The sequence below is a fragment of the Sanguibacter hominis ATCC BAA-789 genome, assembly GCF_012396185.1.
GTDB lineage: Bacteria > Actinomycetota > Actinomycetes > Actinomycetales > Cellulomonadaceae > Flavimobilis > Flavimobilis hominis.
The window spans coordinates 120,548-133,599 of record NZ_JAAXOW010000003.1; the positions used below are offsets into that span (position 1 = coordinate 120,548).

6 protein-coding genes are annotated in these 13,052 nt (G+C 72.1%); 5 read left to right on the forward strand and 1 reads right to left on the reverse strand.

The window, feature by feature from the left end; translation table 11 throughout:
- Positions 1-6: 6 nt before the first annotated feature.
- Positions 7-942: a glycosyltransferase family 2 protein gene (locus HF995_RS10260; protein ID WP_168447716.1), complete on the reverse strand. Its 936-nt coding sequence runs from the start codon at positions 940-942 to the stop codon at positions 7-9.
- Positions 943-1,148: 206 nt separating this feature from the next.
- Here HF995_RS10260 and HF995_RS10265 point away from each other — a divergent pair, with 206 nt between their 5' ends.
- The 5 genes from HF995_RS10265 to mfd all read left to right on the forward strand — a co-directional run bounded on the left by HF995_RS10265 (position 1,149) and on the right by mfd (position 13,033).
- Complete coding sequence (locus HF995_RS10265) at positions 1,149-1,817, forward strand: hypothetical protein (RefSeq protein WP_168447717.1); 669 nt, start codon at positions 1,149-1,151, stop codon at positions 1,815-1,817.
- Between the two features lie 77 nt (positions 1,818-1,894).
- Complete coding sequence (locus tag HF995_RS10270; protein ID WP_168447718.1) at positions 1,895-7,051, forward strand: PKD domain-containing protein; 5,157 nt, start codon at positions 1,895-1,897, stop codon at positions 7,049-7,051.
- Between the two features lie 23 nt (positions 7,052-7,074).
- Positions 7,075-7,980: a glycosyltransferase family 2 protein gene (locus HF995_RS10275; RefSeq protein ID WP_350308837.1), complete on the forward strand. Its 906-nt coding sequence runs from the start codon at positions 7,075-7,077 to the stop codon at positions 7,978-7,980.
- A 46-nt stretch (positions 7,981-8,026) separates the two neighbouring features.
- On the forward strand, positions 8,027-9,367 hold the full coding sequence (locus HF995_RS10280; protein ID WP_168447720.1) for a hypothetical protein: 1,341 nt from the start codon (positions 8,027-8,029) through the stop codon (positions 9,365-9,367).
- A 42-nt stretch (positions 9,368-9,409) separates the two neighbouring features.
- On the forward strand, positions 9,410-13,033 hold the full coding sequence (mfd, locus tag HF995_RS10285) for a transcription-repair coupling factor (RefSeq protein ID WP_168447721.1): 3,624 nt from the start codon (positions 9,410-9,412) through the stop codon (positions 13,031-13,033).
- Positions 13,034-13,052 lie beyond the last annotated feature (19 nt).

Genomic DNA, 13,052 nt, shown 5'->3' on the forward strand with positions numbered 1-13,052 from the left:
ACCCGGTCAGCCCCCGGACGGCGCGCCTACCTGCGGCGTCGCGGGTCGCGGTGCGGCGGCAGGGCCGCCCACCAGCAGCGTGCGCAGGCCGCTGAGCGTCCCCCGCACGGCGGGCAGGACGCACGTCCAGGGGCGCAGGAGCTGGCGCCTGCCCCCGCGCAGCACGACCTGCTGCGCGTAGCGCGGGGAGTGCAGCGCCCACCGGAGACGGTCGCGTCCGGTGAGGTTGCGTGCCGCGAAGACGAGCCGGTTGCGGCAGTTGAAGTAGTAGTACAGCGACGACTTGGTCGGGGTCCCCGCACCCGTCTGCGTGCCACCGGCGTCGTGGACGCAGCGCAGGTCGCGCGCGACCCCGACGCGGCCGCCGGCCGCGTGCCAGCGCCACGCGAGGTCGACGTCCTCCCAGTACAGGAAGAAGTCGCTCGCAAAGCCGCCCAGACGGACCCAAGCGCTGTGCGCCATCGCGACGCACGCCCCCGTGAGCCACTCGACGCTCGACGCCGCCGCGGCGACCGCCGGCATCCCCGTGCGACGGTCCACGTAGCCTGTCGTGAACGCGGGCCGGCCGTCGCCGCGGAACATCTGCGGGACGAGGAGCAGGTCGTCGTCCGCCTCGACCCGGCTCGCGAGCTCGTCTGCGTGCTCGACCGACAGGCGCGCGTCCGGGTTGAGCAGCACGACCGCCGACGGCTCGGCGACCGTGCGGGCTGCGGCGACCCCCGCAGCGCAGCCGTCCCCGAAGCCCAGGTTGCGGTCCGGCTCGATGAGGACCCAACCGCGCTCGTGCGCGAGAGCCCGCACGCGGGCGCGCTCAGCGGACGTGGTCGGGTTGTCCACCACGACGACGGTCCAGCCCGGCGTGCTCGCGCGGTCCCACGCGTCGAGGTTCTCCGCGAGCAGCTCGGACGACCCGTAGCTCACGACGACAAGTGCTCGGCTCATGCCCCCTCCAGGTCCCGAGATCCGTTTTCTGAGCACCGATCACGCTAGCCGCGCGCGTCCGCGGCGGACGGGCTCGCCCTGGGTGAAGGTCGGGTGACGCACGGGTGAGGTTGGGCGAGACCTGTGCGTCGTGCCCGCGAGCGGGGCGCACGATTCAGTCACCCGCCAGCCGCGTGCCGGCGGGGTCGCTCGGGGGAGGACACAGGATGGATCAGCACAAGATCGACGCACCGCGGGGGCGGACGACGGTCACGGCAGGCGTCGCGATCGTCGCGATGGCCTTCGCGCTCGGTGCGTGCACCGGGCAGTCGCAGGACGCACCGACCAGCGCGACCAGCACCGTGACGTCGTCGACCGCGCCCGCAGGGTCAGGGGCCACGTCCGGCTCGGCGCAGGCCGAGGTGCCTGCGCCCCCTGCTGACCTGCCGACCGAGCCGTCGGACCCGAAAGACGCTCCCGAGCCGCTCGGCCCGGTCGAGCGCAAGAAGGCGAAGCCCGTCCCGCTCGACACGGAGGCCACGGTCGCGAAGGGGGTCGTCGCCCGGGTCACGAAGGTCGAGGAGGTCCAGGGCGAGGCGACGCTCCCCGGCGAGGTCGCGGGGGACGCCCTGCGCGTGACCGTCACGATCGCCAACGACACCGACGAGACGCTCGACCTCTCGAGCGCGATCGTCAACCTCTTCCACGGCCCGGACGACACGCCCGCCACCACCCTGTCAGGGCCGGGCGCTGAGCCCTTCCCCGTGACCGTCGCGGCGGGAGCCAAGGGCTCCGGGACGTTCGTCTTCCGCGTCGCCGCGCGCGGCGTACCCATCCACGTCGAGGTCGACGTCGCCGCCGACCTCACGATCGTGGCCTTCGAGGGAGACGCGTGATGCGCCCCTCAGGCCCCACCTCCGCTCAGACTCCACGACCCGCGCACGACCGCGACGCACAGAAGCTCGAGGCCATCATGATCCGTCACCACCGTCCCCGGAGCGCCGCCCTCGCGGCCTTCGTGGCGCTCGCGTTCCTGCTGTTCGGGGCGCTCGTGCCGAGCACAGCCCAGGCGACGCCCACCTACGACACCGGGACCGGCGTCGTCGGGCCGCCGCGCACCTCGAAGCCTGAGGTGGCCGGCTCCGCGAGCCTGCCGACCGCTCAGATCAACGGTGTCGCGTGGTCGCAGGTCGTCGTCGGGAACACCGTCTACGTGGGTGGCGAGTTCACGTCGGCCCGCCCGCCGGGCGCAGCTGCGGGGACGAGCGAGCAGGCTCGCGGCAACCTCATGGCGTTCGACGTCCGCACCGGTGCCCTCCTGCCCTGGGCGCCGAAGGCCAACGCCCAGGTTCGCTCCCTCGCGCTCTCGCCCGACGGCTCGACCCTCTACGCAGGCGGCAGCTTCACGTCGATCGACGGTCAGACCCGCTACCGCGTCGCGGCGTTCAGCACCGCGACCGGTGCGCTCCTCGGCTTCCGCCCCGTCGTCAACACCACGGTCCTGAGCGTCTCCGTGTCGCAGGACGCAGTCTTCCTCGGCGGCTCGTTCACCAACGTCAACGGCCTCGCGCGGTACAAGGCGGCGTCCGTCGCTCTGGGCACCGGCCTGACGACGCTCCCGTTCAACCCCGCGATCGACAACCGCGGCGTGCAGGCGGTCGAGGTGTCGCCCGACGGCGCCGCCGTCGTCGTCGCCGGCAACTTCACGTCCGTCGGTGGGTCCTCCAACCCGGGTTACGGCCTCGCCCGGTTCGACGCCGTGACGGGCGAGCTCCTGTCGCTGCCCGCCAACGCCCAGATCCGCAACGCCGGTGACGAGTCGGCGTTCCTCTCGCTGTCCAAGGACGACAAGAACTTCTACGGCACCGGGTACCACTTCGGTGACGGCGGCAACGTCGAGGGCGTCTACGCGGTCTCGTGGGCGGACGGCACGCTCCAGTGGGTCGAGGACTGCCACGGCGACTCGTACGGCGTCACGCCGTTCGAGGACGCGGTCTACGTCGCGTCCCACAAGCACTACTGCGGCAACAGCGGCGGGTTCCCGCAGACGAACCCGTGGCGGGTCAACCGCGGCTCGGCCCTGACCAAGTCCGCGACGGGCACGAACATCCCCGACATCTACGGGTACAAGGACACCCAGGGCCAGCCGCACCCCGAGATCCTCGACTGGTTCCCCGACCTCAACACGGGCAGCTACACGGGTCAGGGTCAGGGCGCCTGGTCGATCGCGGCCGGCAGCGGCTACGTGATCATGGGCGGCGAGTTCACGCGCGTGAACAACACCGCGCAGCAGGGCCTCGCCCGTTTTGCCTCACGGAAGACCACCCCGGACACGGACGCGCCCCGCTACGGCGGCGCGCAGTCGGCGCTGCGCGCGGTCTCGCCCGCATCAGGGACGGTCGTCGTCTCCTGGCCCGCGAACTTCGACCGCGGCGACGAGGAGCTGACGTACCGGCTCGTGCGGAACGACACGAGCACCGTCCTGCAGGAGCGGACCGTGACCGCGTCGTTCTGGAAGCGGCCCACGATGTCGTTCGTCGACACCGGCCTCACACCCGGCTCGACGACGCGCTACCGCGTCCGCGCGACGGACGCCACGGGCAACAGCGTCTGGTCGGAGTGGGTGACCGTGACGGTCGCCTCGAGCGGCTCGCTGTCCACGTACGCCCGCACGGTCGCCGAGGACGGACCGTCCAGCTACTGGCGCCTGTCCGAGGCGAGCGGCACGACCGCCGCCGACCTCACCGGGACGCGCGCCCTGACGACGCACGCCGGGGTCACGATGGGCACCGCTGGGGCGCTCACGGGGGACAGCGACACGGCGATGACCTTCTCCGGGTCGAGCAACGGTGACGCCATCCACTCGACGAACGAGCCCGCACCGGTCGAGTTCTCGGCTGAGGCATGGATCAAGACGTCGACGAACCGTGGTGGCCGCATCATCGGCTTCGGGTCGGCCACGTCGGGCACGTCGGGCACGTCCGACCGTCACGTCTACATGGACAATGCTGGGCGCCTGCACTTCGGTGTCCAGGCGAACGGGCGCAACGTCGTCTCGTCGCGCTCGTCCTACAACGACAACGCCTGGCACCACGTCGTCGCGACGATGAGCCAGGCCGACGGGCTGGCCCTCTACGTCGACGGCGTCCGGGTCGCCAGCCGCGACGACGTGCGCATCGCCGACGCCTACAACGGGTACTGGCGCCTCGGCGGCGGCAGCCTCTCCAGCTGGACGAACGTGCCGTCGAGCGTGTGGTTCGCCGGCGCGATCGACGAGGCCGCCGTCTACGACGGCCGCGTGCTGACGCCCCAGCAGGTGCGCGACCACTTCGAGGCTGCCGGCCGCACGGTGCCTGCCTACACCGCTCCGACCGACGCCTACGGCGCGGCGGTCGCGTCGGCGGACCCGCTGCTCTTCTGGCGCTTCGCGGAGACCTCGGGCTCGGCCGTCGCCGACTCCGGGCGCCTCGGCAGGTCCGGCACGTTGTCCGGGAGCGCCGTGCGCGGCGAGGACGGCGCCATCAAGGACCTGGCGAACCCGTCGATCCGGTTCACGACCCGCGCGCACGTGTTTGACGCGCAGGCGCAGGCCAACCCGACCCGGTTCTCGACCGAGGCGTGGTTCAAGACCGCGACGACCCAGGGCGGGCGCATCGTCGGGTTCGGCAACTCGACGGGCACCACGTCCTCGAGCTACGACCGTCACACGTACATGCAGGACGACGGACGACTCGTCTTCGGCATCTACCGCGGCGCCGAGTACCGCGTGACGTCGACCCAGGCGTACAACGACGGGCAGTGGCACCACGTCGTCTCGACGCTCGGCGACGCGGGCATGCAGATGTATGTCGACGGCGTGCTCGTCGGCACCAACCCGCAGCGTCTCCCGGAGAGCTACACCGGGTACTGGCGCGTCGGCGGCGACAACACGTGGGGCTCGACCTCGCAGACCCTCGTCGGCTCGGTCGACGACGTCGCGGTCTACGGTCGACAGCTCGACGCGGAGACGGTCGCGCTGCACCACGCGCTCGGCGCGACCGGCGAGGAGCCGAACGCGGTACCGACCGCGTCGTTCACGACCGACGCGACCGACCTGGCGGTCGCGGTCGACGCGTCGGCGTCTGCGGACACCGACGGGACGATCGAGGCGTACGCGTGGACGTTCGGCGACGGGGCGACCGGCACCGGCCGCACGGCGACGCACACGTACACCGAGGCTGGCACGTACACGATCACCCTGACGGTGACGGACGACCGCGGGGCGACCGCGGAGGCCACCCACGACGTGACGGTCGCGGCCCCGGTCCCGAACGTGGCGCCGGTGGCGGTGTTCTCGTCGGAGGTGGACGGGTTGTCGGTGGATGTCGATGGTTCGGGTTCGTCGGACTCGGACGGGTCGGTGGCGTCGTATGCGTGGGACTTCGGTGATGGCGGTTCGGGTTCGGGTGCGACGGCGTCGCACACGTTCGCGGAGGCTGGTTCGTACACGGTGAGGTTGACGGTGACGGACGACGACGGTGCGACGGGCACGGTGACGCACGAGGTCGTGGTCGAGGCTCCGCCGGTGACGGAGGACCTGGCGGTCGATGCGTTCGGTCGGTCGGTGTCGTCGGGCTGGGGTTCGGCGACGACGGGTGGTGAGTGGTCGGTGACGGGCACGGCGTCGACGTTGTCGCGGTACTCGGTCGCTGGTGGTGAGGGTCGGATGTCGTTGACTGCGGGTGCGACGCGGTCGGCGTATCTGCGGTCGGTGTCGGCGACGACGGCGGAGGTTCAGACGACGGTGTCGATGGATCGTCTGCCGGCGGGCAACTCGTTCTTGACGGTTGCTGGTCGTGCGGTCGGCACGAGCGGGTATGTCGCTCGGGTGCGGGTGGCGACCGATGGTGCGGTGCAGCTGCACGTGGGTCGTGGGATCTCGTCGGTCACGGCGCTGGCCGGTGGTGTGGTCGACGGGTTGACGCTGGTGCCTGGGGAGAAGCTGCGGGTGCGGTTGCAGGTGACGGGGACGTCGCCGACGACGGTGCGGGCCAAGGTGTGGCGTGAGGGTGACGCGGAGCCGGCGGCGTGGCGGGCGAGCGTGACGGACTCGACCGCTGACCTGCAGGTCGCCGGTGGGGTGGCGTTGCAGGCGTACGTCGGTGGGGCTGCTGGTAGCCCGGACGTCCTCGTGGCCTGGGACGACCTCTGGGCCGGTGCCCCGGACGGCTTCGAGCCGCAGGAGCCCGCGCCGAACGTGGCGCCGGTGGCGGTGTTCTCGTCGGAGGTGGACGGGTTGTCGGTGGATGTCGATGGTTCGGGTTCGTCGGACTCGGACGGGTCGGTGGCGTCGTATGCGTGGGACTTCGGTGATGGCGGTTCGGGTTCGGGTGCGACGGCGTCGCACACGTTCGCGGAGGCTGGTTCGTACACGGTGAGGTTGACGGTGACGGATGACGACGGTGCGACGGGCACGGTGACGCACGAGGTCGTGGTCGAGGCTCCGCCGGTGACGGAGGACCTGGCGGTCGATGCGTTCGGTCGGTCGGTGTCGTCGGGCTGGGGTTCGGCGTCGACGGGTGGTGAGTGGTCGGTGACGGGCACGGCGTCGACGTTGTCGCGGTACTCGGTCGCTGGTGGTGAGGGTCGGATGTCGTTGACTGCGGGTGCGACGCGGTCGGCGTATCTGCGGTCGGTGTCGGCGACGACGGCGGAGGTTCAGACGACGGTGTCGATGGATCGTCTGCCGGCGGGCAACTCGTTCTTGACGGTTGCTGGTCGTGCGGTCGGCACGAGCGGGTATGTCGCTCGGGTGCGGGTGGCGACCGATGGTGCGGTGCAGCTGCACGTGGGTCGTGGGATCTCGTCGGTCACGGCGCTGGCCGGTGGTGTGGTCGACGGGTTGACGCTGGTGCCTGGGGAGAAGCTGCGGGTGCGGTTGCAGGTGACGGGGACGTCGCCGACGACGGTGCGGGCCAAGGTGTGGCGTGAGGGTGACGCGGAGCCGGCGGCGTGGCGGGCGAGCGTGACGGACTCGACCGCTGACCTGCAGGTCGCCGGTGGGGTGGCGTTGCAGGCGTACGTCGGTGGGGCTGCTGGTAGCCCGGACGTCCTCGTGGCCTGGGACGACCTCTGGGCGGGCCAGCCGTGACCGCGAGGGCAGCAGGCGATGTGGTGACGGTCGGGATCCTCACGTTCCGTCGCCCGGAGGGGCTCCGTGAGTCGCTGCCGAGACTCCTCGAGCAGGTGCGGCAGGTGCCGGGTGCCGAGCTCCTCGTCATCGACAACGACGACCTGCCGAGCGCCCAGGGCATCGTCGCCGAGCGCGCGGCAGCCGGCGACCCTGTCCGGTACGTCCACGAGCCCGACCCGGGGATCGTCTCGGCACGCAACCGCGCGCTCGACGAGGCGCGCGGTGACGTCCTCGTCTTCATCGACGACGACGAGCTGCCGTCGCCCGCGTGGCTGACGACGATGCTCGCGACGCACGAGAGGTACGGGTGCGCAGCGGTGGCGGGTGCCGTCGTCGCGCAGTTCGAGTCCGAGCCGGACCGGTGGATCACCGCGGGAAAGTTCTTCGAGCGCAAGCGCTACCCGACCGGGACACGTGTGCCCGCGGCGGGCACCGGCAACCTCCTGCTCGACCTGCGCGCGGTGCGCGCCTGGGGCCTGCGGTTCGACCAGGCCTTCCGGTTCACGGGAGGGTCGGACACCGCGTTCACGAGCGAGCTGGTCGCGCGCGGCGGCGAGATCGTGTTCTGCGACGAGGCGAGCGTCGTCGACGTCGTCCCGGTCGAGCGCGCCACGCGCTCGTGGGTGCTGCAGCGGGCGTTCCGCAACGGCAACGCTCGCGCGCGCGTCCACCTGGTCGGCGTCCGCTCGCGCGGTGCCGCGCTGCAGGGGAGGGTGACGCTCGCCGCGCAGGGTGCGGCGCGCGTCGCGGGCGGTGCGGTGCGCTCGCTCGGGGGGATCGCCACCCTCGACACGGGTCTGCGGGCGCAAGGTGCGCGGACCGCTGTCCGCGGTGCGGGCATGGTCGCGGGTGCTGTGGGCGGCGTCTACCAGGAGTACCGTCGGTGACGGTCGCGCGCCGGTGAGCGCGCGCGTGCACGCCGGGGGAGGCGAGATGACGGCAGGGCAGGTGACGGGGGTGACCCCGGCGTCCTCCCTGGCGCGTCGTGGCGTGCCGGTGCACAGCGACGTCGACGAGGTGGCCGTGCGCCACGGGCTGCGGCTCACGCAGGGCACGTCCGCGCTGCTCGTCCTCGTCGTCGGGTCCTGGTACCCGGTCCTCGGCGGGCTCACCGCAGGTACCGTGCTCGCGCTCGCGCTCCTCCCCGTCGTCGTGCCGGCGGCCCTGCGCTTCCGCGGCGCCGGCCTGCTCCTGACGGTCGGCGCGCTCGCCCTCGCCAACGGGCTCGCGCTCGCGTCGCTCGCGCAGGTCGACCACGCGGTCATCCGCAGCGTGACCCGGGACGCGGCGCTGCACGTCGTCGGCATCGTCGTGGGCGTGGCAGCGGTCCTGTGGGCACGGACCGTGTGGCGCGACGCGTGGGTCGCGCTGTTCTTCGGCGTCGGGATGCTCGTCGACGCTGCGCTGGGACCGACCGGGACGAACGCGTGGAAGTTCGCGTACAGCCTGCCCGTGACGGTCGTCGTGCTCGCGGTCGCCTGGCTCACCCGGAGGTGGGTCGTCGAGCTGGGAGCGCTCGTCGTGCTCGCAGGCGTCTGCGCGGTCCAGGACAGCCGGTCGATGTTCGGCCTGCTGCTCATGGCCGCGACCCTCGTCCTGTGGCAGGCGTTGCGGCGGCGCTCACGGCGCCGCGTGTCCGCGCGCAGCCTGGTCGTGATGCTGGCGGTTCTCGGCGCCGGCGTCTACCAGCTCGGCAAGGCGCTCGCGCTCGAGGGAGCGCTCGGAGCTGCGGCCGCGGAGCGTTCGGCGCTGCAGATCGAGCAGTCCGGGTCCCTCCTCGTGGGCTCGCGCCCCGAGATGGGCGCGTCGTTCGCGCTCGTGGAGGCGCGGCCCTGGGGTTTCGGGTTCGGCGTCGTCCCGAACGGGCTCGACCTGCGGGCGGCCAAGGGGGGCATGGCGCAGCTCGGGTACGACCCGGACAACGGGTACGTCCACCGCTACATGTTCGGTCGGGGCATCGAGCTGCACTCCGTGCTCGGCGACCTGTGGGCGTGGATGGGACTCGCGGGGGCGGTGCTCGCCATCGTCATGACGGTGCTGCTCGTGCGAGGTCTTGTCACCGGCCTCGCGGGCGGGGTCGCGAGCGGTCTCGTCGTCGCGCTGACGCTGCGCTGCCTGTGGGACATGTTCTTCGCGCCCGTCTACAGCTCGATGTCGATCTTCACGCTCGCGCTCGGGCTCGCGCTGCCGCTCCTGGCGGCGCGCGTCCGCCGCGTGCCTGCGAAGCCGCGCAGGGCCGCGGTCTCAGGGAGCAGGGTCGCGCCGCGCACGTAGACTTGGACGTCGCCCGCCCGCTCCCCATGCTCGAGGAAACCCATGTCGCTCACCGGTGTCCTTTCCCTGCTGCGACAGGATCCCGCGGTCGCGGCGGCTCTCGAGCACGTGCACGCGCGCGGAGAGCTCGACATCGTCACGCCGTCGGGGGCGCGCCCCCCGCTCCTCGCGCTCCTCTCCGGTGCGCACGGCCAGGACGACGCACCCGCGCCCGGCGCACGGCCGCTCGTCGTCGTCACGGCCACGGGCCGCGAGGCTGACGACCTGGTCGCAGCGCTCGCCTGCTACCTCCCGCACGACGACGTCGCGGTGCTGCCTGCGTGGGAGACGCTCCCGCACGAGCGGCTCTCGCCGCGCAGCGACACGGTCGCGCGCCGTCTGGCTGTCCTGCGCCGGCTCGCGCACCCGACGGTCGAGCGTGGCCCCGCGGGTCCCGTCCGGGTGCTCGTCGTGCCTGTCCGTGCGCTCATGCAGCCGGTCGTCGAGGGCCTGGGCGACCTCGAACCCGTCCAGCTCGCCGCGGGCCAGCAGGCCGACCTGACCGACGTCGCCGAGCAGCTCGTCGCGGCGGCGTACACGCGTGTCGACATGGTCGAGCGGCGCGGGGAGTTCGCCGTGCGCGGCGGCATCCTCGACGTGTTCCCGCCGACCGAGGACCACCCGCTGCGCATCGAGTTCTGGGGTGAGGAGGTCGAGGAGATCCGCTGGTTCGCGGTCGCCGACCAGCGCAGCCTGGAGATCGCGGAGCACGGCCTGTGGGCGCCGCCGTGCCGCGAGCTGCTGCTGACCCCCGAGGTGCGTGAGCGCGCGGCCGCGCTCATCCCGCAGCTTCCCGGTGCGACCGAGATGCTCGACCGCATGTCGCAGGGCATCGCGGTCGAGGGCATGGAGTCGCTCAGCCCGGCGCTCGTCGACCGCATGGTCCCCGTCCTCGATCTCGTGGCGGACGAGTCGCTCGTCGTTCTCTCGGACCCTGAGCGTGTGCGGCGCCGCGCGCACGACCTCGTGTCGACGACCGAGGAGTTCCTCGCCGCGGCGTGGACGTCGGCGGCCGCGGGCGGGTCCGTGCCGATCGACCTGTCGGCGGCGTCGTTCATGTCGCTCGCGGACCTCCGGGGGATCAGCGCGCGCCGCGCGCTCGGCTGGTGGACGCTCAGCCCGTTCGGGCAGGGCCCCGAGGAGGCGGACCTCGACACGGACGGCGAGACGCTGCGCATGCGTGCGCGCGACGTCGTCGCGTACCACGGTGACGTCGAGCGCGCGCTCGACGACGTACGCGGGCTGCAGCACGCGGGCTGGCGGCTCGTGCTCGCGACCGAGGGTGCGGGGCCGGCGAAGCGCATGGCTGAGCAGCTCGGCGCTGCGGAGACGGCGGCTCGTCTGGTCGCGGACGTCCCGACGGCGCCCGAGGGCGGCGTCGTCCACGTCGTGACCGCGTCCGTCGGCGCGGGCTTCGTCGACGAGGAGCTGCGCCTCGCGGTGTTCTCGGAGCAGGACATCACGGGTCGTGCGGGCGCGACGACGAAGGACATGCGACGCATGCCGTCGCGGCGTCGCAACGTCGTCGACCCCCTGTCGCTGCGCGCAGGCGACTACGTGGTGCACGAGCAGCACGGTGTCGGGCGGTTCGTCGAGCTCGTGCAGCGCACCCTCGGTTCGGGCGCGAACGCCGCGACCCGCGAGTACCTCGTCGTCGAGTACGCGTCGTCGAAGCGCGGGCACCCGGGCGACCGGCTGTTCGTGCCGACGGACCAGCTCGACCTGGTGACGAAGTACACGGGCGGGGAGGCACCGACGCTCAACAAGATGGGCGGCTCCGACTGGTCACGGACCAAGGCGAAGGCGCGCAAGCACGTCAAGGAGATCGCGGGCGAGCTCGTGCGCCTGTACTCGGCGCGCATGGCGACGCAGGGGCACGCGTTCGGCCCGGACACGCCGTGGCAGCGCGAGCTGGAGGACGCGTTCGCGTACGTCGAGACGCCGGACCAGCTCGCGACGATCGACGAGGTCAAGGCGGACATGGAGAAGGCCGTGCCGATGGACCGCCTCGTGTGCGGCGACGTGGGCTACGGCAAGACGGAGATCGCGGTGCGCGCCGCGTTCAAGGCGGTCCAGGACGGCAAGCAGGTCGCTGTGCTCGTGCCGACGACGCTGCTCGTGCAGCAGCACTTCGACACGTTCAGCGAGCGGTACTCGGCGTTCCCCGTCACGGTGCGCGCGCTCTCACGCTTCCAGACGGACGCAGAGGCGAAGACCGTGCTCGACGGGCTCAAGGACGGGTCGGTCGACGTCGTGATCGGCACGCACCGTCTCCTGTCCGGCTCGGTGCACTTCAAGGACCTCGGCCTCGTGATCGTCGACGAGGAGCAGCGCTTCGGCGTCGAGCACAAGGAGACCCTCAAGCAGCTGCGCACGAACGTGGACGTGCTCGCGATGTCGGCGACGCCGATCCCGCGCACGCTCGAGATGGCGGTCACGGGCATCCGTGAGATGTCGACGCTCCAGACCCCGCCCGAGGAGCGGCACCCGGTGCTGACGTACGTCGGCGCGTACGACGACAAGCAGATCACCGCGGCGATCCGCCGCGAGCTGCTGCGCGAGGGTCAGGTCTTCTACGTCCACAACAAGGTCGACACGATCTCCAAGACAGCGGCGCGTCTCCAGGAGCTCGTCCCGGAGGCACGCATCGCGACGGCGCACGGGAAGATGAACGAGGCGCAGCTCGAGCAGGTCATCATGGACTTCTGGGACCGGAAGTTCGACGTGCTCGTGTCGACGACGATCATCGAGACGGGCCTCGACATCTCGAACGCGAACACGCTCATCCTCGAGCGCGCCGACGTCCTCGGCCTGTCGCAGCTCCACCAGCTGCGCGGCCGCGTGGGCCGTGGCCGCGACCGCGCGTACGCGTACTTCCTGTACCCGCCGGAGAAGCCGCTCACGGAGACGGCGCACGACCGGCTCGCGACGATGGCTGCTCACACGGACCTCGGCGCGGGCATGCAGATCGCGATGAAGGACCTCGAGATCCGTGGCGCGGGCAACCTGCTCGGCGGCGAGCAGTCCGGGCACATCCAGGGCGTCGGGTTCGACCTGTACGTGCGCATGGTCGGTGAGGCGGTCGCCGCCTACCGCGGGGACGCGGAGGAGGAGGCTCCCGAGGTCACGATCGAGCTCCCGGTCGATGCGCACGTCCCGCACGACTACATCGCGCACGAGCGCCTGCGTCTCGAGGCGTACCAGAAGATCGCGGCCGCGCAGACCTCGGCGGCGCTCGACGAGGTGCGTGCGGAGCTCGTCGACCGGTACGGCGCTCTCCCGGAGGTCGTCTCGGCGCTGTTCGACGTCGCGGCGTTCCGCAACCATGCGCGCGCGGCGGGGTTGAGCGACGTCACGGCGCAGGGCAAGTTCGTGCGGTTCGCGCCGGTGGACCTGCCGGAGTCGGCGCAGCTGCGCCTCAAGCGCCTGTACCCGGGGACGGTGCTCAAGCCGGCGATCCGGGCGGTCCTCGTGCCGTTCCCGACGACGGCGCGCATCGGAGGCCGTCCGTTGCGCGGTGCTGAGGTGCTCGCGTGGGCGACGGAGCTGATCGACGCCGTGATCGGCGGGTCTGTCTCTGCCGCGGCGGGGGTGGGGACGTCGGGCGCGGCGGGCTCGTCTCGCTGAGCGAATCACCCGGGGGGCC